Below are 25,059 nucleotides of genomic sequence, written 5' to 3'. Positions count from 1 at the left end.
TGAGGTTGTATTAAGCTATATTAAACATTCATTCCTGCTAAATAGCCAGTAGAATATGCGATTTGTAGATTATAGCCACCAGTTAATCCATCAACATCAATAATTTCACCAGCAAAGTATAGTCCAGAAATAATTTTAGATTCCATAGTAGAAGGATCAATTTCATTTATTGATATACCACCAGATGTTACTATTGCTTGCTCAATAGGTCTAAACTTTTTAAAAGTTAAAGGTAAATTTTTAATTGTATGTATTATTCTAATTCTTTCTTCTTTAGTAATTTGATTTATTGGTTTTGTTCCATTTATAGAAGCTAAATGAATAATTATAGGAATAATTCTCTTTGGAAGTAACCTATATAAACCATTTTTGATCTGTTTGTTTTTATTTAATTCAAAGTCTCTTAATATCCTTGCATCTAGCTTTTCTTTAGATAAAGCTGGTTTCAAATCAATGCTAAACTTAACTTTTCTAGTATCATATTTATTTATGACATTACTCATAGATAATACGATAGGACCTGAAATTCCATAATGGCTGAACAACATTTCTCCAAATTCTTCATGGACACTTTTGTTATCTACCCATCCAGTTAAAGCTACATTTTTAAGAGAAAGACCTTGTACATTTTTAATCCAATCTTCTTCTATTTCTATAGGAACTAGAGAAGGATTTAAAGGTTCTATAGTATGACCAAGTTGTTTTGCAAAATTATATCCGTCGCCTGTTGAACCAGTAGCTGGATATGATTTTCCTCCAGTTGCAATAATTAATCTATTAAAAATATCCTTATTATTATTTTGATATGTTACTATAAATTTTTCATTATCATGCTTAACATCTTTAACTGTAGTATTTAATAATATTCTAACTTGATTGCAAAATAAAAATTCTTCAAATGCTTTAATTACATCACTTGATTTATTTGAAACTGGAAAAACTCTATTTCCTCTTTCTACTTTTGTTTTAACTCCATATGACTCAAGTAAATTTATAATATCTTTATTCGTAAAGGAATAAAAACTACTGTATAAAAATGTATTATTAGTTACGATATTTTCAAAAAATTCTTCGATTGGAGAATTATTTGTAATATTACATCTACCTTTACCTGTGATGAATAATTTTTTCCCTAATTTATTGTTTTTTTCAATTAATGTTACTTCTTTACCTCTAGAACTAGCAAATCCTGCAGATATTATTCCAGAAGGGCCACCACCTATTACACCTACCTTTATCATTATAATTTCTCCTTTATATGATTTGTATCATTTAATAAACTAAGTACATTATTATAATCTCTCATCTCTATTATACTTAAACTTACATTTTTTAATGAGAAGTTTTTAAAATTCTTAAGGTCAATATCTAATAATCCTAATATCATAGCTTTTATAGTAGCACTATGTGAAACTATTAAAATATTATTAATATTATCATTATTTATAATTTTATTTATACCTTTTATAGCTCTTGATTGTAATTCAAACAAACTTTCTGCGTCTTTAATTTTAAGTTTTTCTGGTTCTTTTCTCCATAAAGCATAGTCCTTACTGTATCTGGATTTTATTTCATCAATAGATAATCCTTCCCACATACCAAAATTTATTTCTCTAAATTCTTCCATAGGAACTATATCCAGTTTAAGTTTATTCCCAATAATTTCTGCAGTTTTATATGCCCTAATAAGATCACTAGAATATATTTTTTTAATTTTCTCATCAACTAACCTTTTTCCAATCAAGTCAGCTTGATTTAACCCTCTTTGGGTAAGTTCAATATCATATTGTCCTTGAATTTTTTTTAAAATATTCCATTTAGATTCACCATGTCTTACTAGATATATTTTCTTCATATTATAAATCCTCCTCCTTTAAATTGTCATGTTAATTATAACAGAAATTAGTTTGAATTTGTATTATCATTTATGATAATATCTGTTATGATTTATACCGTTACTTTAAATTACAAATATTCTTATTAAAATTTAATAAAATATTAAAAAGCAACGATTGTTCGTTGCTTTTTTGAACTACTTAAAATAATCAATCCTTATTATTATTTGTGCTGTAAACATCGTATTTTCTCCAAATTTTTTCTAAATCTTTAAAATAACTAGTAAGGTATTCTCCCTTTTCTATACCTATTGAAATAATAAAAGCATTTATTAAACTCATTGGAGCAACTAATGAATCAATAAAAGATAGCATATTGCTACTTGCTACTAATACAGAATCAGCATATTGAGTTGTTGGAGACATCAAGCTATCAGTTATACTTATTATGTTACAGCCTTTTTCTTTTCCATAATCTAATGCCTCTAAAGTCCTCTTAGAATATCTAGGATAACTTATGCCAATAATTAAGTCGTCTTCTGATGCTTTAAGTAATTGCTCAAAGACATCATTTGGACCAGCTGAAATAACTTTTACATTTTGCAATAAGAATTTTAAGTAAAAACCCAGATAACCAGCTAAAAAAGAAGAACTTCTTAAACCTAATATATATATATGTTTCGCTTTTAATGTTATATCTACAGCTTCATGAAACGCATTATAATCAATATCGTTTAATATATTCTCTATATTATCTATATCTTTCTTTATAACCTCTCTTAAAGTATTTTTATAATCAGTAAAATCAGTACTTAATGATATTCTTTGTACAGTGGTTAGCTTATTTTTTATTAATTCCTGTAGATCCTTTTGTAATTCTCTATATCCACTATAACCTAAAGCATTTGCAAATCGTACAACGGTTGATTCGCTTACACCTACCGTATTACCTAATGTTGCAGCTGTCATAAAAGCCGCTGTGTCATAATGCTTCATTATAAAATCTGCTATCAATTTATGTCCTTTGCTTAATTTGTTGTATTTCTTTCGTATTACTTTAATTAAATCAACATACTTCATAGTACATTTCCCTCTTTTTATCTTTTACTAATTTAAAACCTTCAATTAAAGCTTTCTTGTTTAATTCTTCTGTACCATGGGGCACTCTATTCATTACTGCCTTTTCAACATATTTTTTATCTACTATATTAGACAACTCACAAATACAACCTAAAGCTACTATATTAGCTACCATCATTTTGTTTAATTTGTCTGCTGCTGTACTTAATATTGGCATAGAATAAACATCCACATCATTTCTATTAGCTTTCCTAGTAATCATATTATCTAAAATTAATAGTCCACCCGGTTTTAAAGAATCAATATATTTATCATAAGCTTTTTGTGTTAATGCCAATAAAACATCACAATTCTCTATTTTTGGATAATATATTAAATCATCGCTTATAATAACTTCGGCTTTGCTGGCTCCACCCCTAGCTTCAGGCCCATATGATTGAGATTGCACCACATTTTTGCCATTTTGCAATGCAGCTTCTGCTAAAATAATCCCTGCTAAAATAAGGCCTTGACCGCCTGAACCACTTAACCTAAATTCACTATATTTCATGACACTATCTCTCCTTTAAAAAGATTGAATTATTTTCTCATATTCTTCAGTGTACTCAGTTCTTTGTGACTTATGCAACTCTCCTACTACTATCTTTCCATTTCTTTTTTCTTTAGAAAGTTTATCATATGCTGTTTTATTAATTGACATTTCTTTTAACTGATTAATCATATCTACAGCATTACCTTTTTTATTTTTTCTTCCATAGTATGTTGGGCAAATACTTATTGTTTCAATAAAAGAAAAACCTTTATTCTTAATTCCTTCCTCTACTTGATTAATAATCATATTTGCACCATAAATAGTTGATCTGCTTACATAAGTTGCTCCTGCAGCTTTAGCCAACTCACATAGATCAAAATTTGCATCTATATTACCATATGGTGCCGTAGTCCCTTTTTCTCCTGTTGGTGTTGTTGGAGAGTATTGACCACCTGTCATACCATAAATATTATTATTAAATACAATAGTTGTTATATCAATATTTCTTCTGGCTGTATGAATTAAATGATTTCCTCCGATAGCTGCACTATCTCCATCCCCAGTAATTACAATGACATGTAAATCTGGATTGGCAAACTTAATACCTGTTGCAAAAGCTAATGCTCTCCCATGGGTTGTATGAACAGTATTAAAATCTAAATAACCAGATGCTCTAGATGAACATCCTATACCAGATACAACACATACATCGTCTTGATTCAAACCAAGATTATCTATAGCTTTTACAATAGCTCTTAGTATTATTCCATTACCGCATCCTGGACACCAAATATGAGGAAGACTTCCTGTTCTGTAATACTTTCCTATTAATTGACTGACCAACGTTAACCCTCCTTAATAAAAGAAACAATTTCCTTAGGCGTTATTAGTTCTCCATTACTTCTTCCGTATTTATCAACCTTCGAATACTTCCCTGCAATCCTTTCAATTTCAAGAAAGTACTGTCCCATATTCATTTCTATTACTGAAATTCTAGACGTTCTTTTAGAAAGATCCTCAATTTGATTTTTTGCTGTCGGCCAAATAGTAATTGGCTTAAATAATCCGATCTTTCTACCTTCTTTTCGTAACACATCAATTGCAGATTTAGCTGATCTAGCAGTAGACCCATAAGAAATAATTACTTCTTCTGCATCTTGTAATTTATATTCTTCATAATCTACAATATCATCTAAATTATTTTCAATCTTATGCACTAATCTATTAATCAATTCCTCAGCAATTTTTCCATTGTTAGTAGGAAATCCTGTTTCATCATGAACTAATCCTGTAGTATGATATCTATACCCTTCACCAAAGTTAGCCATTTTAGGTACCATATCTCCTTCTGAAACCTTATAAGGTAAATATTTTTCTAAACTTGAAGAAGGTTTTTTCCTATTATAAATAGCAATTTTTTCTCTATTTGGCATTTCTACTTTTTCTCTCATATGCCCTATAACTTCATCCATTAGTAAAATAACTGGTGTTCGATATTTTTCTGCTAGATTAAAAGCTTTTATGGTTGTATCAAATATTTCTCTTACAGTCGATGGATATAATACAATGATTGAATGTTCACCATGGGTACCCCATCGCGTCTGCATAATATCTCCCTGGGCTGGTGATGTTGGTAGTCCAGTACTTGGTCCTCCTCTCTGGACATTCACTATAACACATGGAACTTCTGCCATAACAGCATAACCTATTCCTTCTTGCTTAAGTGAAAAACCTGGACCGCTTGTTGCAGTCATAGCCTTTTTTCCAGTTAATGATGCTCCTATTATAGCGCTTATACTTGCAATTTCACCTTCCATTTGAATAAATTTACCGCCTACTCTTGGTAATTTAGCTGCAGAAAGTTCCGCTATTTCAGTAGATGGAGTTATAGGATATCCTGCAAAAAAATTTAATCCAGCTGTAATTGCTCCTTCTACACAAGCTTCGTTACCTTGCATTAATTTAAACGTTTCTTCTCCCATTTTACTTACCTCCTAAATAGATAGCATAATCAGGGCATCTTAGTTCACATAAACCACATTTGATACAAGAATCAATCTCTTTAATATGTACTTTTTCGTTCTTTATCGTTAAGACATTTTTTGGGCAAAAAGATACGCATATACCACATCCCTTACATAATTCTTTTTCTATATTTATTTTTTCTTTTACAAATGTATCCAACGTTATTTCCCCCTTATTTCTTTTTCACATCTATCATAACAGAATCATACGACTGTTGCAAGTTTTATTTCATTATTTTAATAATTTTTGCAAGTTTTATTTCATAGCATAGAAAAGCAAGCCATTAATGGCTTGCTTTTCTATGCTCCTATATTGGATAAACTTTATGTTCTTCGTCTAGTAAATCAGCATCAATTTTATATTTTTCTGACTGTCTATATTTGAAAAATTCAATAGCAACCTGTGGAAATAGAGCATATGTTAATACATCTTCATCCTGCTCAATGTATTCTTTAATTTCATTACGTAATTTATCGAATTCCGGTTTCATTAAATCGGCAGGTCTTCCATCAAATACTTTTTCATCCCCAATAATTTTTTTTCTAATCTTTTCTTTAATAGGTACTGCTGGTTTACCATATAGCCCTTTAACATAGTTTTTTGCCTCTTTTGGGATCATCTTGTACCTTTCTCCAAGTATTACATTAAATACAGCCTGGGTACCTACCATTTGACTCATAGGAGTAACCAAAGGCGGATAACCTAAATCCTCTCTAACATTAGGCACTTCTTCCAATACTTCATCAAACTTATCCAAAGCCCCTTGATTTTTTAACTGTGAAACTAAATTTGATAACATTCCTCCAGGAACCTGATATTTTAATGTTCTTGTATCTACATTCAGCACTTTATTATTTAGCAACCCTTCTTCTAAATACTTGTCCTTCAAATTTTTAAAATAATCAGTTATTTCAAGTAACAAGTCCATATCCATTTCTGGCTGGAAAGGGGAACCCTGTAATGAAGCAATCATTGATTCAGTTGCAGGCTGACTAGTTCCCATTCCTAAAGGTGATATTGCAGTATCAATAATATCTGCTCCTGCTTCTATAGCTTTCATATATGTTTGATTTGCTATACCACTCGTAAAATGAGAATGAATTTGTATAGGAACTGATATATTTTTCTTAAGGTTCTTAACTAATTCTTCAGCTACATAAGGTAATAAAATGCCCGCCATATCCTTTATGCAAATAGAATCTGCTCCTAGTTTTTCTAGTTCCATTGATAAATTCACATAATATTCATTATTATGAACTGGACTAGTAGTATATGAAATAGCTGCTTGTGCATGTCCACCATATTTTTTAGTTGTTTCAATAGATTTTTTAATATTTCTTGGATCGTTTAATGCATCAAATATTCGAATAATATCTATACCATTTTTTATTGACTTTTCAATAAATTTTTCTACAATATCGTCTGGATAATGTTTATAGCCTAATAAGTTTTGTCCTCTTAACAACATTTGCAACTTTGTATTTTTGAATGCTTTTCTTAATAATCTTAATCTATCCCATGGATCCTCTTTTAAAAAACGCAATGATGTATCAAAAGTAGCTCCTCCCCATACTTCTAATGAATGAAAACCAACTTTATCTAACTTTTCAGCAATAGGTAACATATCTTCTGTTTTCATCCTAGTAGCTATTAATGATTGATGTGCATCTCTAAAAATTGTTTCAGTAATTTTTACACCTGTCATAGTTGCCCCTCCCTTATCATATTTTTTCCACACAATAAAGTATTGGTGGATTATTTTTTTGATTTATAAAGTTGAATTCTAAAATATTATACTCTTTTTGATTTAACGATTGAAAAAAATGTTTTACTGTATTCCATTCCTCAAAACCGCCTTCATGTCCAGTATAACAAGTTACTAAAAGTAACCCATTATTTTTTAAAAGCATTAATGATTTTTTTATACTTTCTAAGGTAATATCAGCTCTTGTTTTTATCTTCTTATTCCCTCTCGGTATATATCCTAAATTATAAATCACAAAATTTAATTTTTCGTTGATATAATCATCAACTTTTTCATGTCCATCATTCACAAGTACTACTCTATCATTTAACCCTTTTTTCCTTAACTTTTCCATAGTAATATTAAGGGCTATAGATTGTATATCAAAACCATAAACCTTACCACTTTTTCCAACTAACTTTGCCAAGAGCAAAGTATCATTTCCATTCCCTACGGTACAGTCTAGAACTTTGCTTCCTTTTTGTACATGATAATTCATAATTTTTTTTGCAACTTCCACTGCATTAATAAAATATTTAAAACTCAATTCATCACCACTTTATACATAAATTCTATTTTTATATAATCTCTATTTAGATAACTATATCATTTATTAAATTATTTTCTATACTAATATCATATTTATTATAACAATATATAAATTATATTGCTAAAGTGTTTTTAAATACTTTATTTCTTTTTCAGTCAGATGTCTCCATTCTCCTATTTCTAAATCATTTAATTTTAATTCTCCAATAGAAATCCTTTTAAGTTTTCTAATTGGATGTCCAATACATTTACACATCTTTCTAACTTGTCTATTTCTTCCTTCATGTATAGAAATTTCTAAAACAGAAGAATCATTATAAATCTTTATCATTTTTACTTTAGCTTTGCTAGTTAATCTCCCATCAATTTTAACACCTTTCTTTAACTTCTGTATTTCTTTATGATTTGGGATTCCATCAACCAATGCTAAATATTTTTTCCAAACTTCATGACTAGGATGTGTTAATTTATAAGTTAAATCACCATCATTAGTCATTATAAGTAGCCCAGTAGTATCTTTATCAAGCCTTCCTATTGGAAAAATTCTCTCTTTAATATTATCAATAAGATCTAATACTACTTTTTTATTATGTTCATCTTTTAATGTAGTAACATATCCTTCTGGCTTGTTCAACATTATGTATAATTTCTTACTTGCAAGTTCAATCCGTTTATTATCAACTTCAATTAAATCTTTTTCAGGATCAACCTTCGTCCCAAGTTTTTTGACAATAAAACCATTCACCTTTACTCTAGATTGTAAAATCATTTCTTCCGCTTTTCTTCTCGACGTTACTCCAGAATGTGCTATATATTTTTGTAATCTCATATATTTTCCTCCTATTGCCTTTATACTATATGATAGTCTTTTTAACCCCAATTGTAAATCAATATATATTTATTATTTTTTCATAAAAATAATAAAGCTTTAAAGCTTTATTATTTTAATTTTTCTATAACTCTTTTTAAAATCCCAACTTTATCAATATTCTCTTTTGTAATTATTTCTCCTTCATGAATAATTCTTCCATTCAAATAAACTGTAATACGGCCAACGGTACTGGCTTTTTTAATTGGAGCGTTTATTGTTTTAGGTAACTCTAAATTAATTTTTATCTTTTTTAGCTCATCTTCTTTTAATGGATACCGAAAAGAATTTTTAGCAACTACTGGAACAGATTCTTTTTGTCCATTATTAACATGAATATTTTTAAAAAATTGTCCTTTTTCAAATATTACATAAGCTCGGTAGTTTTTAAATCCATAATCCATGAGTTTATAGCAATCATCAAACCAATCTGCATCATTTAAGACTACTGCAATTAGCTGAGTATCATCTCTAGTAGCACTAGTAACTAAACATCTACCTGATTTTGTTGTATAGCCAGTTTTTACTCCATCCCCTCCTTCGTATTCCCATAAGGTTTTATTTTTATTGTAAAATATATTGTTCTTTTCCCTATTAGCTTTCCATACTTTAGAACTCGTAATTTCTTTAAACTTTTCGTTCTCCATAGCTTTACTCGTAATCAACGCAAGATCGTATGCCGTTGTATAATGACTATCATCATGTAATCCATGGGGATTCATAAAATTCGTATTATTAGCACCAATTTCTTTCGCCATACTATTCATCATATATATAAACTTATCTAGATTACTTCCAATATAATTTGCTATAGCCATAGCAGAATCGTTACCAGACCTTAGCATTAAACCATATAATAAGTCTTCTAGAGTAATAATTTCTCCATCCTGTAAATATATACTTGATCCTTCAATACCTATAATATCTTTTTCGATTTTTATTTTATCCTCTAGATTACCATTATTTAATGCAACTAGAGCAGTCATTATTTTCGTTGTACTTGCCATAGGTAATTTTAAGTGTGGATTATATTCTAATAATATTCTTTTAGATTGAGCATCCATTAATATAGCACTTTCTGCATTAATAATCAATTCCTCAGAATCAGAATAAGAATAATCATTAGTTAATATAAGAATAACAAAAATAATTAAAATAACTTTTTTCATCAATTAAAGACCTCCTTCCATTATAAAACAGTAGAAGCAGAAAATTTCTGCTTCTTAACTCATACTATCATTATTTTTATCTATATTTTCATTATTCTTATTTTTCTTTTCTTTGTTCATAGTTTGTTGGATATTATCGGTTACTTTACACATAAAATCAAATAAATTACTTAATGCTGTATTTCCTTCATCTACTGTTAATAATTTTATCTGATTGTTACCTGCTACTATAAATCCAACAGGTTGAACTGAAACTCCTGCTCCACTTCCACCACCAAAAGGAAGTTTGTTTTCCGACATTTCTTGGTCTTTAGAACCTTTCTTTTCATTAAATTCACTTCCTCCTGATGCAAAGCCGAATGATATCTTCGATACTGGAATAATGACTAATCCATCTGGAGATTGTACTGGATCACCAATAATAGTATTCACATCTACCATCTCTTTTAGACTATTCATTGTAGTTTTCATTAAGCCTTCTATTGGATGATCTGTCAATTTTTTCACCGCCTTTATATATTTTTAAAAACCAAATCCATATAGTTATAATATAAACCATTCTTATTTTTATTATGCAATTAAATCTCATATCAAATTGATTCTTATCATAAATAGGAATTACATTCGTATCTATCTGTTGAATATCTTTATTTGACATCAATATACTAATAATAATACCTTTTAGCCACCAAATACTTCCATAAATTATACTCAAATAAAATGGGTCAGAATATCCTATTGTAGTTTCCCAATTTATATATTCAATAATCATTCTATTACATGTGTATTTAATCAATTCTTCATACCAAAAATATCTAATTATTGGAGATGATTCATTTTCATTTCCTTTTTTTTTAAACGGTTGAAATTCAGGTTTGAACAATCCAAATAAATAAGAAGTAGAAATTTTAAGTTTATCATATCCATTGCTTACTTTATAAAAAATATTAAATTTAACTGGTGAATATATAAGAGTTATAAAGATAGTAGGTATTAATATCAATAACCATTTCATTAGTCCACCTCATTATCTGATTAAATTATATGCTATCAATATCTTTCCATAAGAAAGGGAGAATAATACATTAAAATGTATTATTCTCCCTTTCTTTCGATTTCTGTACTTTCTATATCAAAATTATTAATATCCGGTAAATCATCTAAATCGTCAAGACCAAAATATTTAAGAAATTCATCAGTAGTACCATATATTATTGGACGACCAGTTCTATCTAATCTACCTTTTTCTTTGATCAAATCTTTATTAAGCAAAGTCTCTATAGCTTTATCAGATCTAACGCCCCTAATTGCTCCTATCTCACTCTTTGTTATTGGTTGTTTATATGCAATAATTGATAATGTCTCTAAAGCAGCGGTAGAAAGATTCTTCTTATTTTTTTCTTGAGATAATTTGCTTATCCATTGATAATGTTCAGGTCTTGTAGTTAATTGATAATTATTCTTTGTACGCACTATTTTTAAGCCTCTTCTATTATAATTAAATTCATCCATCATTTGATCTAAAATCTTTTTTACATGATGTTCTTCTATCTCCAAAATTTTAGAAATATCCTTTAAAGACAAGGGATCTCCCCAAATAAATAATAGGGCTTCGACTATAGATCTTATTTCTTTATCATTCATTGATTCCCTCACCTTCTTCGTTTATCTTTTTAATAATTATATCAGAAAAGTTGTTTTCTTGATATATTATGACATATTTATTTCTAATAAGTTCTAATAATGATAAAAATGTAATAACTATCTCTTTCCTATTGGATCTAGATTTAAATAGGTGCCTAAACTTAATTATTTTCTTTTCATTTAATTTTTTTTTCATATTAATAATGCATTCATCTAAAGAATACTCTTTTCTTTCTATTTCATTTACTTTAAACATGTTTTCATTTTCCTTGTTTTCTATCATTAGGTTCCTAAATGCTATTACTAATTCTTTTAAATCAATATCATCTAATACAATAGTATCATCGATAAAATATGAAAGATCTTCTTTTGGTTTGTAATAAACCTTATTCTGAACTTCTTCAAAATTTCTTAATTTTGATGAAGCATATTTATATTTCTTATATTCTACTAATCTTTTTACTAATTCTAACCTAGGATCAGCTTCATCCATTTCCAATTGATCACCACTATCTTTGTTTTTGACTTGAGGTAATAATAATTTAGATTTTATCTCCAATAAGGTTGCAGCCATTACTAGAAATTCACTCGTTATTTCTAAATCTAACTCTTCCATTTTTGTTAAATAATCTAAATATTGTTCAGTTACTTCATTTATAGGTATATCATAAATGTCAATCTGAGCCTTGTCAATCAGATGAAGTAATAAATCCATTGGCCCTTCAAATGTTTCTAATACAATTTTATATTCCATAGCAGAAAACCTCTGTTCAACTAATTATTTTGATCAATATATTTAAACTAAAATTAATAATTGGGTTTAATATCTTGTTTATTGTATCTGTTAATATCAATAAAATTAAAATTAAATATAAGTATTTTTCATTTTTATAAATAAAATATTCAAGTTTAACTGGTAATAAACTAGCCAAAATTTTTGATCCGTCTAATGGAGGAAGAGGTAATAAATTAAAAATTCCAAGCATGACATTATATAATAACATAATCGATAAAACATTATACAGCAAATTATTTAGAATAATACCAGAATATATAATAAACCCAACAATTACAGCTATTACAAAATTAGAAAAAGGACCAGCTAAAGACACAAGTAATGTATCTCTTTTTCTATTTTTAAAGTTAGTAGAATTTATTGGAACAGGCTTGGCCCATCCAAACTTAAATATTAATAAAAAAATAAAACCAACTATATCTATATGTTTTAGAGGATTTAAAGATAATCTACCAGCCTTTTTAGCCGTATTATCGCCAAGTTGATAAGCTACAAACCCATGAGAAAACTCATGAATTACTATAGCTGTTAAAAGACCAGGTAGCTTTAATAAAAAATCAATACCCATATTATTGATACCTCTTTCTGCTTTTAATTATTATAACCTCGACTTAATAGTCGAGGCCTATAATCTATACATTATTTTATAACTTTTTAAAGAGAAATACAAATTAAATTATAATATTGTTAATTAATTAAAAAATTTTTCAATGTCTTTTTAAACATTTCTTTAAGTGTCGCTTTTCCTACCCTTTTTATTGATACTAATTTAACTCTATCCATTTCCTTGCCATCAACCTTTATAATTAATTGCCCTATTTCTTCCCCTTCTTCTATTGGACTTTCTATAAAGTCAGGAAGTACTATTTCTTTTGTAACATTTCCTGTACTCCCTTTAGGTAAAAGTAAGAAACTATCTCTTTCTAAAACTGCTTCTGTATATTGAGCATCTCCTTTATATACTAAAACTCTATCTATAACATCTCCTTTTCTTCCTATAGCTATAGAATCATAATTAGCAAATCCATAGTCCAAAAGTTTCATACTCTCTTCAAATCTGATTTTTGAAGTTTCACTTCCCAACACAACAGAAATCAATTGCAGATTATCTCTCTTAGCCGATGCCGAAAGACAAAATCCGGCTTCATTTGTAGATCCTGTTTTTATTCCAGTGGTTCCATTATATTCTTTAATAAGTCTGTTAGTATTAACTAAACTCTGTACCTTATCCTTTTTCTTCCCTACTAACATTTCATCCATATAAGTAGTAAGCAATTCATGAATATTTTTATGTTTCAATAGTTCTATTGACATTAATGCTACATCATATGCTGATGTATAATGCTTTTCATGTGGTAATCCTGATGCATTCATAAAATTAGTATTAGTCATACCTAATTCCTTAGCTTTTTCATTCATCATTTTAACAAAAACTTCTTCGCTTCCAGCTATATGTTCTGCTAAAGCTACAGAAGCATCATTAGCTGACCTAATGGTAATAGCCTTAAACAGGTTTTCTACTGTTTGCATTTCTCCTTCTTCTAACCATAATTGGCTTCCTCCCATGCTTGCAGCACGAGCACTAATTCTAACTTCATCAGACAATGATATTTTCCCTGATTCTAAAGCTTCCATACCAAGTAAAAGAGTCATAATTTTAGTTATACTAGCAGGTGGTAATGCTTCATCAGAATTTTGTTCATAAATTACCTCTCCTGTATAGTAATCAACTAGTATTGCAGATTTAGCGTCAATATTAAGTTGCCCTTCGGCAAAACTATTCACTGGTATAGAAAAACTAATGATTATAAGTAAGATTATTGAAACTAATTTTTTATTCATTATACTTCCTCCCATTCAAATCATTTACTTTTATATTATCCATTACATCTTTAGTTATACTAATATAATGATTAAAAGTAATAAATTTATAATTATATTATTTATTATTTTAAAAGCACTTTACAATTTAAATTGTAAAGTGCTTTTAAAATAATTTTTATAATTAATATAATTCGGTACGGTCTTTCGTTACTAAACCATATACTATTTTTTTACATTTCTCATTTTTATCTCCTATATCAAAGATATCTTTAAGTTCCTCTTCTACTTCCTTTGCTTTTTTAATATTATTAGCATGAAGAAATGCTAATGTTTCATTAATCATTACTTTATCATTAACTTTTTTGTTTAATATAATTCCTGCTGAATAATCAATCTTTGAATCTAATTTTTTTCTTCCTGCACCTAATTTTAGTGCACATTGCCCAATTCTTTCAGCATCTATTGATTTTACATAGCCTTCTTTTTTACTTTTTACCTCAATAATATAATTTGCTTTAGGAAGTAGTTCAGGATTCTTAATTTGCTCAATGTCTCCTCCTTGATGTTCGACTAATTCAATCAATTTGTTATAAGCTGCATTGGACTTTATGGCTTCCTCTAGTAATATTCTTCCTTCTTTTTCACTGTTTACTTTTTTAGCCAGTAGTAATAATTTTGTTCCTAATCGTAAACTTAATTCATATAAATCATCTGGCCCATTTCCTTTCAATGTTTCTATAGCTTCTTTAACTTCCAAAGTATTACCAATAGCCTTACCTAATGGTTCATTCATATTACTAATTAATGCTATCGTCTCTCTTCCATAACTAGTACCTATACGTACCATTTCTCGTGATAAGTCTAATGCATCTTCTACTTTTTTCATGAAAGCACCACTGCCAACTTTTACATCCAGAATAATAGCATCAGATCCTATAGCAAGTTTTTTACTCATTATGCTACTAGCAATCAAAGACAAATTATCAACTGTTGCTGTAACGTCTCTTAAAGAATATATTTTTTTATCCGCCGGTGTAATATTTGCAGTTTGACTACATATAGCTATATTGATTTTATTAACATTACTTAAAAATTCTTCTGTGGTAAGTTCAACTCTCAAATTATTTATTGATTCTAATTTATCTAAAGTTCCACCTGTATGTCCTAAACCCCTTCCTGACATTTTTACAAAAGGAACACCACAAGCTGCTACCATAGGCCCTAATATCAAAGATATCGTATCCCCTACCCCACCAGTTGAATGTTTATCAACTTTTATACCATCTATCTTTGATAAATCAACAGTATCTCCTGAATTTATCATAGATTTTGTTAAATCAATAGTTTCCCTAGCAGTCATTTTATTAAAATAAATAGCCATTAATAGTGCTGATACTTGATAATCAGGTATTTGGCCATTGACATAATTCTCTACAAAATAATCTATCTCTTCCTTACTCAATTCTCTTCCATCTCTTTTTTTCTTAATAATATTATACATTCTCATAACATTCACTCCTATCATGTATTTAAAATATATAAACTATAATTTAAAATTATTTTCTAGGATGCAGTTTTTTATATATATCCTTAAGTTTTTTAGTATCATCAGTAAGAGAATATATTTGTGTAGTAGAAATATTTGAATGACCAAGAATTTCCTGCACCATTCTTACATCAGCACCAGTTTGTAATAAATGAACAGCAAAAGAGTGTCTTAACGTATGCGGTGTTATTTTTTTATTGATGTTTGCTTTTTTACTATATTTCCTAACTATTTTCCAAAATCCTTGTCTAGTCAATCTATTTCCGCTATAATTCAGAAATAATATATTTTTTTGTTCAGCTTTTAAGACCTTTTTTCTGTAATTATCTATGTAATTTGTTAAATGTTTTAATGCTATATTGCTAATAGGTACTATTCTACTAATTTGATTACCTTCTTCGAGACACAAATATCCTAATTTAGTGTTAAGATTGTCCATATTTAAGGCAATTAATTCTGAAACTCTAATTCCTGTGGCATACAATAATTCTAGCATAGCCTTATCTCTAACGCCTTTAAAATTATCTTCCGAAGGTTGAGATAATAATATATCAACTTCATTTTTAGTTAATATATCGGGTAATTTCCTCTCACATCTTGGTGAACGCAAATTATGAGTCGGATCTTCTTTTATTAAACTATGATTCAACAAATATTGATAAAAACATCTGATAGATGCTAAACGTCTTGCAATAGTAGAAGTAGCCTTCCCACTTTTTTGTAGATACATTAGGTACTTAATTATAATAGTTTTATTTACATCTTTAAGCTTATCTATATTGTTTTCAGTTAAGTAATCTTTAAATTGTTTTAAATCAGTCATATAAGCTTCTAGAGTATTAGATGTTAATTCTTTTTCATTTTTTATATAGCTTATATACTTATCCAAAATTAATTCTGACATATTATTTCTCCTTTTTTAAAGTTCGTTTATCAATTTAAATAATCCGTTAACAACGTTAGGAAAGTTGGTGCCAGATAAGCTTCAATTAAACAACCTATAAATACTAATATTGAAAATATTAGTATTGAAATAGAGTAATCAACAATATTAGAAGTTGTATTTTTATTTCTCATACGTAATTTTCTTATTTTAATACGATTAAATGAAAATGCCATCCCCATAGAAGCAATTGAAATCATTCCAGGAATAATAAGTAAATTTTGAGGGAAAATTCCTAAAATAGAAAATAAAAAACCTTTTATTCCATATTCACAGACGAAAAACCCGACAGAGAACCCTAAAGCAAATCCTCTAAATAATATAATAATAGGCACAATAAATATACCTATATATATAATGCTAGATATCCAAATCATTATAATAGCTTCAAAATTGTCTAGTATTGATTGCTTGAAAATTGACATGTTATTTAAATCATTATTATCTACAGCTTTAAAGAAAGAATTTAAGAATAACATTATCTCATTCTTTTCTTCAGCACCTAACATTTTTATAGTAATAGCACCTACTATTATTCCAATAGCAAAAGTGATCGAAATAATAAAATACATTATGAAGTTATTCTGAAAATGCTTGAACAACCATCTTTTAATTTTTTTGGGCAATGATAAATCCTCCCTTCAGTTCATACAAGCCTTATAAGAAATAATATGCTTTAAAGGAAGATATTATCACTTTCTTATTTATTCTGTTTAAAATACTTTTCAGCATAAAATATAGCAATTATTGTCTTACTGTCATTTATTTCACCTCTATGAACCATATCTACTAAATCTTCAATTTTAAATTTTTCCACCTCTATATATTCATCAACTTCCGGATCTGCTTCCCCTTGTATTAATTCAGTAGCTAAAAATAGATATACCTTTTCATTTGAAAATCCTGGTGAAGTATAAAATTCAAATAAGTATTCCATACCATTTGCATTGTATCCTGTTTCTTCACTTAACTCACGTAATGCAGTTTCTTTAGGTTCTTCATTGATTTCAATTTTCCCTGCTGGTATTTCTAATAGAACTTTTTCTACAGATTTTCTAAATTGTTTTACCAATATTATATAACCATCATCTGTTATAGGAATTATTCCTACTGCACCTGGATGTTCAACTATTTCTCTTTTAGAATATTTTTTATCTGGTATTTCAACAGTATCTATTCTTAAATTAACAATTTTACCCTCATAAATTCTATCTGACTTCATAGTCTTCTCTTTATATTTCATTAATATATTCCTCCCCTATTTAGCTCCTTTATTACATAAGAACCTACTGCCCCTAATGTTAGAAAGAACTCCTTGTCTTTTTCATAATTTCTTCCCATCGTTGTGACTTTTAAGTTGAAGTGATTCATAGCATCAATTATGTTATCCCCTTTTTCATAGATAATTTGATGCTTTTTATGAATCTTCAGCTTCTGTATTTGTTTTTTAATTATGTTTAGCTTATCTTCTTCTAATGTTGGTATTATCACTTTCCCAGCCGTCTGAGCTATTTCTGATAAAACTGTCCTAGTATGATGACTTATTCCAATATGTCTTTCTCTTGGGTCTTTAAAACTAATTCGCGGTACAATAATTGGATTACCTCCTAAAGTATTTACCGCATCAACTATTTGCCCTTGCTCTATTCCACTAAACCCATATTTTGTTCCTGTGCCTACTATACCTGGTCCCATAGTAATTACTGTAACATTCCCTTTTAATATCTCTTTTGCAGCAATTAAACCAGTATAAATATTAGTACACTCTAAGTCACCACCAAAAGCATGACCGATTGAAATTGTATTGTTTAATAATTTTTTTTCTTTTAATGTCCGTACCGTATTACTAAAATGTAAAGGTAAAGATCCACCGTCAGTCATAATATAATTTACATTAATATTTTTATCAAACCATTTTAAACTAGAAACAATGGGAGCTAACATACTATGCAATGTTCCAATAATACAAATATGGTTATCCAAGGATGTAAAGTTTTTAAAAAACTGAAAATATTTACTATCTTCCTCCTCAGCCGCTAAACACTTTATTTGCAAAGGTGTATATCTTAATTTCATAATATGTCCTTTACCTTCAAGTTTCTTATATTCATTGCTATAGTTATGAATAACAAAGTGAAATCCTCCAGTACCTAAAGATAACTCAACTGCAGTAGTGTTTACAATAACTACATCATCTACATTAATTGTACCAGTTATATCATTGTAATTTATAGCTTTAGAAATATTTTTATCAGTCTCCACTTTTACCCAAGAAATATTTTGTTCTTCTTTTTCAATTTCAACTACCCTCGCTTTTCTATAACTTAACAGGTTAACCATCCCCTATCTTCCTAAATTATCTAAAAATTTTAGTATTTTATTATTATTTATAATCTCGGAAAAAGAAAATCTTTCAGCAATTATGTGTATAATAATTAATATTATTAAATAAACTGATTTCATAATAATGTTTTGAGTATATGCACAAAATATTCCTAAGGTAATGCCCATCACATTTGAGCCTACATCTCCCATCATTACCTTTGCTTTTAAATCCAATGGAAAATATACAATTAATATACCATAAAAAGAATATAAAATAAAATCATATGTCTTTACAATACTAGTAAATAACATTATTGTTGAAATTAAAATAAATACCTTAATTGTTCTTCCAGGTCTTAAATCAAATAAATTAGTTAAATTAGTAAACAAGGCCATAAGTAAGGTATTAATAACAATTTCCATTAAGTTTTGAGATAAAATAATTGAAATAAATACCGATATAAAGAAACCAATACCTGCTTTTATTCCACCTGTAGTAAGCTTACCTTTAAAAAATGATTTTATATGTCCTTTTAATCCCTTTATTTCTTTATCACCAACTAAGTCATCTAATAATCCTACCATTCCTATCAAAGTAAATGCAAATAAATAATATAAAATATAGTTATTGCTTGATCCTCTAATAAGAAAAATAACTGATATGTTAATAATCTGGATAAATATGAATAATAACCCCATGCAAATAGGAATTTTTTCATTTTTATAATTATTATTTACTGTATCACTTTTCAATAGCATGTTCAAAATCATTGGTACAGCTATAGATGACAATACGATACCACTAATGAAAACTAAAATATTTAAATAATTCATTATCTCACCTTCTAAACAACATCACAATTAATGTTTTTAATATATCTAAGAATTGATTCCCTCTATGCCTAAATCCTTCTAATGATCTTTCAGAATATCTATGAGTCATATTAACAGGAATTTCTTCAAATGTAAAACCATTCTTTAAAGCTTGTATTGTCATAGCTACTTCTATTCCATAGTGTATAGGAATATATTCAATAGCATCAATAACTTCTTTTTTATATATTCTTTGTCCTGATAACGAAGTATCCATTTTCTTATTTGTATATAAATATACTCCCATTTTAGCTAGCCCTTTTACTAAACCAAATCCACCTTTTGAATTTGTTTTAATTGATCTTTCAGGAAATTTTGCTATAGTAAAATCCACATTATTATAAACTACAGGATAAATTAATTTTTCAATCTCCGAACTAGTCAATCCAAGATCACCATCTACAAATCCAATATAATCATAATCCATTACCTCTATAGCTTTTTTCATAGCATAACCTTTACCATGATTTTCTTCCAATGAAATCACATTGACATCTAGTTCATCTAAAACTCTGGCTGTATTATCAGTAGAACCATCGTTTATTATTACAATTTCATCTATTAAATCTATCTTTTTTAAACCATCTATAGTTTGTGTAATCAAATCTTCCTCGTTATAAACGGGTACAACTATTAAAACCTTTCCATATCTCATTTTATTCGCTCTCCTCAAAATATTCTACTAATGGTAAATTCAATTTTGGTATTAACTGTTCTGCTGTTTGACTTGTACCATAATGACCTGGTCTACCTTCCATGGCTAATATCAAAGAAACTTTTCCAATAGTTGTATCTATATTATCAACTGTACTAATTCCAAGTTCTTTATATGCTTCCATATAAGAATAATTGCTTCTTGATTTTTCAACCCCAATTATTGGCACTGACATATCTTTTGAAATATTAACTATTGTTTTATCTATTAAATTTATTCTTTCCTCTTCTTCGGTTGTGCTTCCACCAGCAATAATTATATAATCAATATCCTCATTAACAAGTCCTACTAAATCTATAAATTCATCATCTATTAACTTAGTTACTAGTGCAGTAGGTTCACCTTTTATAATTGCCTCTGTTAATTTAATTATAGTGTTTTCTGTCAAATTATCCTTCGGTACTTGTATATTTAATTTATTATATAATTCCATTAATAAATCTTTATTTAAAAATTTATCAGAAATAGTTGTTACATTAACTACATCAGCACCAGACATATCTAATACTTGACCAATTCCTGAATACATATAATCACTTTTAGTCTCAATAATCGCAACTTTAGTATCAAGTAATTTGTTTTTAATTGTTTCTTGATAAGTAGAGTCTATAAAGTACTTATAATTATCATTTTCAGCTTCTACCTCATCTAAAGACTGTTTTAATTCATTATTTTCTTTACTTAAAAAATCAAATCTCTTTTCAATTTCATCTACAATACTTTCCTTTTGTTCATCAATTAAATTTTGAGCATCTAAAGTAAATCCAATATATATTCCGATCCCTAGTGCCGCAAATAAAGCAACAATTGATATTACATAAAACTTCATATTTGGTATCAAAGGTACTCCTCCTTTATAATCCTAACATCATTTTAATTCTAATTTTAAATAATATAATTATATCTCTAAATAATGGATGTCTAAAAGTTATTATTAAAATAGGTATTAACGCTGCAATTGCAATTCCAATAACATATTTTAATTTAAAAGAACTATGGTATAGCTTGTTTACACCCTTAGCGTCTACAAGTTTTGGTCCTACTTTTAATCTAACTAAAAAAGTACTTGACATTCCTTTTCTACCTTTTTCTAAAAAGTCTATCATATTTGTATGCGTACCTACAGCTACTATTAAGTCAGCACCATTCGCATAAGCAAGTAGAAATGCAATATCTTCACTAGTACCTGGAGCTGGAAATATTTGAGCTTTTAATCCCAAGTTCTTAACCCTTTTTAACCCAGGTGCTCTTCCATCTGGATATGCATGAACAATAATTTCATTCGTCATTTTTAAACATTTGTCAGATACACTATCCATATCTCCAACAATTATATCAGGTTTATATCCTGAATCTAATAATGCATCAGCACCACCGTCAACTCCTATTAAAATAGGTTTCATTTCACTTATATAGGATTTTATAGCCTCTAAATCAGCTTTATAATCTTTTCCTCTTACTACTACTAATACATGTTTTCCATTCATTTTAGTTTTTGTTTTAGATATCTGTATCTTCCCAGTTACAAGTCCTTTTTCTTTTTTTGCATAGTTAAGTGTATTCTCAATAAAATTTTCTAATTCTTCCTCTAAATTATCATATCCAATATTTAAAAGTTTTTCAATTTTATTTTCATCTAGATGTTTACAATCATCTATTTTTTGACCATTATATATTATAGCATTATCAATTATCTCGATAATTTCTCCATCATTTACTTCATTAAATAAATTCTCATTTGCTTCTAAAATTGGTATATTTGCTTCTACTAATACAGAAGGTCCTTGATTTGGATATCTACCACTTATAGTTTTATTTACATTAATTACACATTTTACTTTTTTACCAACTAATGATAAAGCAGCAATTTCATCTAAATCCTTATGATTAATCAACGCTATTTCTCCTGGTTTAAGTCTTTTAATTAAATCTTTAGTTTTTTTATCTTTTTTTACTATTCCTTTTAAATGCATGTTAAATCCTCCAACTTTATCTACTGTTTTATTTTCCTAAATATAAGTATTCTAGCAAAAGCCTTTGGACCTATTATAACACAATATAAATTATATAAAAACAATATTTTAGCCCTGCAAAGAGGTACCTCTTTGTAGGGCCTTTGTTAAACATTGCTTTCCATCATCTCCATTTCTAATCTTAACTTATCAGATACCATTGCTATAAATTCGCTGTTTGTAGGTTTCCCTTTATTGTTATTAACCGTATAACCAAAAATTTTATCAATAGTGTCTATTTTCCCTCTAGTCCAAGCTACTTCGATAGCATGTCTTATTGCCCTTTCAACTCTACTAGGTGTAGTATTGTATTTATTAGCTATATTTGGATATAATTCTTTAGTAACTGCTCCTAATAATTCTATATCTTGAATTACCATTAATATTGCTTCTCTAAGATAGAGATAACCTTTTATATGGGCAGGAACCCCTATTTCATGAATAATATTTGTAATTTTTGCTTCTAAACTTCTTTTTGAACTAGATGATTTTAATTCGGGTGTCTTTGGTATCTGAACATAATCATTTTTATTAGATGAATTTTTTGTGTTCTCCCTTAATACTATTTGTTTAAGCCTTTTTATGAAAATTTTAAAATCAAAGGGCTTAACAACATAATAATCCGCACCTAATTCGATTGCTCTCTGAGTAATTTGATCTTGTCCTACTGCTGATAAGATAATAATTTTTGGCATTTTGTCTAATTGGAGTTTATTTAATGATTCCAATACGCCTAAACCATCTAAATGAGGCATTATGATATCTAATATTAAAATATCTGGATTTTCCTCTTTTATCCTATCTATAGCTTCTAATCCATCTTTAGCAATACCTATTATTTCAAAATCTCTTTCCATCATTAAAAATTTACTTAATATTTCACAAAATTCCCTATTATCATCAGCAATCAACACTTTCTTTTTCCCCAATTGAACTACCCCCCTAATTTCTATTTATTTATTAGTATATTATTTACTATTCGACAAGCAATTCCAGTTTCCTGCTATTTTTATAAATTTTTTTAATTTTTCTTTAAAAAAAGAAAAAGATAGGCTTAAGCCTATCTTTTAGGATTGTTTACAAAGTTCTTCATTGACTTGGTAGCTAGATTTTATTTGATCTAACATCCATTCAATATAAATTCCATATCCTTTGCTAGGATCATTTATGAATACATGAGTTATTGCTCCTATTAGCTTTCCATCTTGGATTATCGGGCTTCCACTCATACCTTGAACTATTCCTCCGGTTTTTTTTAGCAACCTTTTATCTGTTATTTTTATTGTCATGCTTTTTTGATCTGGATATAATTGGGACTGTAATTTCACTATTTCAATTTCAAATTTATCTATCTTATTGTCATCAATTGTTGTCAAAATATGAGCTTTCCCTTCTTTTACTTCTTCTTTAAAACCAATTGGTATTGGTTTCGTATTATTTGATTCAATAAATTCATCTGTAATTTCTCCAAATATACCATACGGAGAATTTTTAATTATTTGTCCTAACTCATTTTCAGTTTCATAAAAGACTCCTCTTATTTCACCAGGACTTCCTTTTTTCCCTTGTTCGATATTTGAAATTTTTGCATTTAATATTTTTCCATATTTGACATTTAATAGATTGCCAGTATCCATATCTGTTATTCCGTGCCCTAAAGCACCAAAGACTTTATTGTTGGTGTCATAAAAAGTCAATGTTCCTATTCCAGCTGTTTTATCTCTTACCCAAATACCTAATCGATAGCAGTTATCTTGCATGCTTTTTATTGGGGTTACCTCTATTTCATACTTTATATTATTTCTATCTAACAAAATTTTAACTTTTTCATCTTTTATTTTATTTAATAATTTAACTACATGTTGAGCATCTTTAACTTTAATAGTATTTATTTCTAAAATACTATCTCCTGGTTTTATTCCAGCTTCTTTAGCTGGATTATACCTGCTCCCATTTACTCCTAAAACATCTGTTACTGCAACAACTAAGACACCTTTAGTATTCAATCTTACACCTATTGCATTCCCTCCAGGTATTAATTCTTGTCTATTAACTACATTGACATCAAATTTTTTAACTGGTATTAATCCTAATAGCTTTAATTCAAATACTGCTTCTCCTGCGTCTATACCGTCAATTTTATAACTTTTTTTAAAGCTTTTATTAGAATACTGATTATAAGTTGATTGTACTATTGTATCCTCATTGTTAGAAACATTTAAAGAAAAAGGAAGTAAAATATCAATATTTTTATCTTCACCTTTTGCAATTTTTATTTCAGCAGGATAATAAAACATACTTGCAATTTGTATTACATAAAAAAAAGTAAATATTAATAATAATAAAGAAAATAATTTTCTATATTTTTTATATTTGTTCAAAGTACAATCACTCCTCTGATTTTACCTCTAAAATATTCACCTCCAAAATATTTTTTCGTAAATATAATTTAGCCTTTTTTTGCGTTATTTATTCTTTAATAATTTATTTATAATATGTAAAGCTAATTACATATTGGTAAAAAACATAACAAAAAGGCTTTATATACTGAAAGTATATAAAGCCTTTTTGAAACTAAA

The 25,059-nt window shown here is 28.1% G+C and carries 28 protein-coding genes; all 28 read right to left on the bottom strand.

What is annotated here, in order from left to right:
• Window positions 1-20: 20 nt before the first annotated feature.
• Window positions 21-1,241, bottom strand: coding sequence for an NAD(P)/FAD-dependent oxidoreductase (locus K8M07_RS00800; protein WP_263282400.1), 1,221 nt, complete (start codon window positions 1,239-1,241; stop codon window positions 21-23).
• The gene (locus K8M07_RS00795; protein ID WP_223375891.1) at window positions 1,241-1,855 is read right to left on the bottom strand and encodes a histidine phosphatase family protein; all 615 of its coding nucleotides are present in this window, start codon (window positions 1,853-1,855) and stop codon (window positions 1,241-1,243) included. The genes K8M07_RS00800 and K8M07_RS00795 overlap by 1 nt, the downstream gene beginning before the upstream one ends.
• Window positions 1,856-2,045: 190 nt before the next feature.
• Window positions 2,046-2,915, bottom strand: coding sequence for a MurR/RpiR family transcriptional regulator (locus tag K8M07_RS00790; RefSeq protein ID WP_223375890.1), 870 nt, complete (start codon window positions 2,913-2,915; stop codon window positions 2,046-2,048).
• Window positions 2,902-3,465, bottom strand: a complete 564-nt coding sequence (locus K8M07_RS00785) for a 2-oxoacid:acceptor oxidoreductase family protein (RefSeq protein ID WP_223375889.1) — start codon at window positions 3,463-3,465, stop codon at window positions 2,902-2,904. The genes K8M07_RS00790 and K8M07_RS00785 overlap by 14 nt, the downstream gene beginning before the upstream one ends.
• Before the next feature lie 15 nt (window positions 3,466-3,480).
• Window positions 3,481-4,290: a 2-oxoacid:ferredoxin oxidoreductase subunit beta gene (locus tag K8M07_RS00780; protein WP_223375888.1), complete on the bottom strand. Its 810-nt coding sequence runs from the start codon at window positions 4,288-4,290 to the stop codon at window positions 3,481-3,483.
• A gap of 2 nt (window positions 4,291-4,292) precedes the next feature.
• Window positions 4,293-5,429, bottom strand: a complete 1,137-nt coding sequence (locus tag K8M07_RS00775) for a 2-oxoacid:acceptor oxidoreductase subunit alpha (RefSeq protein ID WP_223375887.1) — start codon at window positions 5,427-5,429, stop codon at window positions 4,293-4,295.
• A gap of 1 nt (window position 5,430) precedes the next feature.
• Complete coding sequence (locus tag K8M07_RS00770; protein ID WP_223375886.1) at window positions 5,431-5,631, bottom strand: ferredoxin family protein; 201 nt, start codon at window positions 5,629-5,631, stop codon at window positions 5,431-5,433.
• Window positions 5,632-5,779: 148 nt separating this feature from the next.
• Window positions 5,780-7,177 (bottom strand): oxaloacetate decarboxylase subunit alpha, encoded by a 1,398-nt coding sequence (locus tag K8M07_RS00765; RefSeq protein ID WP_223375885.1) that lies wholly within the window; start codon window positions 7,175-7,177, stop codon window positions 5,780-5,782.
• 16 nt (window positions 7,178-7,193) lie between these two features.
• Window positions 7,194-7,763: a class I SAM-dependent methyltransferase gene (locus K8M07_RS00760; RefSeq protein ID WP_223375884.1), complete on the bottom strand. Its 570-nt coding sequence runs from the start codon at window positions 7,761-7,763 to the stop codon at window positions 7,194-7,196.
• Window positions 7,764-7,886: 123 nt separating this feature from the next.
• Window positions 7,887-8,594: a pseudouridine synthase gene (locus K8M07_RS00755; RefSeq protein ID WP_223375883.1), complete on the bottom strand. Its 708-nt coding sequence runs from the start codon at window positions 8,592-8,594 to the stop codon at window positions 7,887-7,889.
• Between the two features lie 110 nt (window positions 8,595-8,704).
• Window positions 8,705-9,802 (bottom strand): D-alanyl-D-alanine carboxypeptidase family protein, encoded by a 1,098-nt coding sequence (locus K8M07_RS00750; RefSeq protein WP_223375882.1) that lies wholly within the window; start codon window positions 9,800-9,802, stop codon window positions 8,705-8,707.
• Window positions 9,803-9,856: 54 nt separating this feature from the next.
• Entirely contained in the window at window positions 9,857-10,300 is a 444-nt protein-coding gene (gene ytfJ / locus K8M07_RS00745) for a GerW family sporulation protein (protein WP_223375881.1), read from the bottom strand.
• Window positions 10,254-10,817, bottom strand: coding sequence for a DUF2953 domain-containing protein (locus K8M07_RS00740; protein WP_223375880.1), 564 nt, complete (start codon window positions 10,815-10,817; stop codon window positions 10,254-10,256). Before K8M07_RS00740 ends, ytfJ begins: the two co-directional genes overlap by 47 nt.
• Window positions 10,818-10,897: 80 nt before the next feature.
• The gene (gene scpB, locus K8M07_RS00735) at window positions 10,898-11,446 is read right to left on the bottom strand and encodes an SMC-Scp complex subunit ScpB (protein ID WP_223375879.1); all 549 of its coding nucleotides are present in this window, start codon (window positions 11,444-11,446) and stop codon (window positions 10,898-10,900) included.
• Window positions 11,439-12,200, bottom strand: a complete 762-nt coding sequence (locus tag K8M07_RS00730; protein WP_223375878.1) for a segregation and condensation protein A — start codon at window positions 12,198-12,200, stop codon at window positions 11,439-11,441. Before K8M07_RS00730 ends, scpB begins: the two co-directional genes overlap by 8 nt.
• 16 nt (window positions 12,201-12,216) lie before the next feature.
• A complete protein-coding gene (locus K8M07_RS00725; RefSeq protein WP_223375877.1) occupies window positions 12,217-12,810 on the bottom strand; it encodes a site-2 protease family protein in 594 nt (197 codons plus the stop codon).
• 119 nt (window positions 12,811-12,929) lie between these two features.
• A complete protein-coding gene (locus K8M07_RS00720; protein ID WP_223375876.1) occupies window positions 12,930-14,084 on the bottom strand; it encodes a D-alanyl-D-alanine carboxypeptidase family protein in 1,155 nt (384 codons plus the stop codon).
• 163 nt (window positions 14,085-14,247) lie between these two features.
• Window positions 14,248-15,573, bottom strand: coding sequence for a pyrimidine-nucleoside phosphorylase (locus tag K8M07_RS00715; protein WP_223375875.1), 1,326 nt, complete (start codon window positions 15,571-15,573; stop codon window positions 14,248-14,250).
• A gap of 49 nt (window positions 15,574-15,622) precedes the next feature.
• Entirely contained in the window at window positions 15,623-16,516 is an 894-nt protein-coding gene (xerD, locus tag K8M07_RS00710) for a site-specific tyrosine recombinase XerD (protein ID WP_223375874.1), read from the bottom strand.
• Between the two features lie 29 nt (window positions 16,517-16,545).
• Window positions 16,546-17,181, bottom strand: a complete 636-nt coding sequence (spoIIM, locus tag K8M07_RS00705; RefSeq protein ID WP_223375873.1) for a stage II sporulation protein M — start codon at window positions 17,179-17,181, stop codon at window positions 16,546-16,548.
• A gap of 74 nt (window positions 17,182-17,255) precedes the next feature.
• Window positions 17,256-17,798 carry an NUDIX hydrolase gene (locus tag K8M07_RS00700; RefSeq protein ID WP_223375872.1) on the bottom strand — a complete coding sequence of 181 codons (543 nt, stop codon included), beginning with the start codon at window positions 17,796-17,798 and terminating at the stop codon, window positions 17,256-17,258.
• Window positions 17,798-18,895 (bottom strand): DUF3866 family protein, encoded by a 1,098-nt coding sequence (locus K8M07_RS00695; RefSeq protein WP_223375871.1) that lies wholly within the window; start codon window positions 18,893-18,895, stop codon window positions 17,798-17,800. Before K8M07_RS00695 ends, K8M07_RS00700 begins: the two co-directional genes overlap by 1 nt.
• A gap of 3 nt (window positions 18,896-18,898) precedes the next feature.
• Entirely contained in the window at window positions 18,899-19,714 is an 816-nt protein-coding gene (locus K8M07_RS00690) for a phospho-N-acetylmuramoyl-pentapeptide-transferase (protein WP_223375870.1), read from the bottom strand.
• 4 nt (window positions 19,715-19,718) lie between these two features.
• Window positions 19,719-20,408, bottom strand: a complete 690-nt coding sequence (locus K8M07_RS00685) for a glycosyltransferase family 2 protein (RefSeq protein WP_223375869.1) — start codon at window positions 20,406-20,408, stop codon at window positions 19,719-19,721.
• A 1-nt stretch (window position 20,409) separates the two neighbouring features.
• On the bottom strand, window positions 20,410-21,309 hold the full coding sequence (locus K8M07_RS00680; protein ID WP_223375868.1) for a copper transporter: 900 nt from the start codon (window positions 21,307-21,309) through the stop codon (window positions 20,410-20,412).
• A gap of 13 nt (window positions 21,310-21,322) precedes the next feature.
• Entirely contained in the window at window positions 21,323-22,441 is a 1,119-nt protein-coding gene (gene steA, locus K8M07_RS00675) for a putative cytokinetic ring protein SteA (RefSeq protein WP_223375867.1), read from the bottom strand.
• A 146-nt stretch (window positions 22,442-22,587) separates the two neighbouring features.
• Complete coding sequence (spo0A, locus tag K8M07_RS00670) at window positions 22,588-23,409, bottom strand: sporulation transcription factor Spo0A (RefSeq protein WP_223375866.1); 822 nt, start codon at window positions 23,407-23,409, stop codon at window positions 22,588-22,590.
• Between the two features lie 138 nt (window positions 23,410-23,547).
• Entirely contained in the window at window positions 23,548-24,861 is a 1,314-nt protein-coding gene (gene spoIVB, locus K8M07_RS00665) for a SpoIVB peptidase (RefSeq protein ID WP_223375865.1), read from the bottom strand.
• Window positions 24,862-25,059: the final 198 nt, after the last annotated feature.

This window comes from Schnuerera sp. xch1 (assembly GCF_019931165.1).
Classification (GTDB): Bacteria; Bacillota; Clostridia; order Tissierellales; family Tepidimicrobiaceae; genus JAIOUP01.
This window is presented reverse-complemented; position numbering and strand designations above follow the sequence as displayed.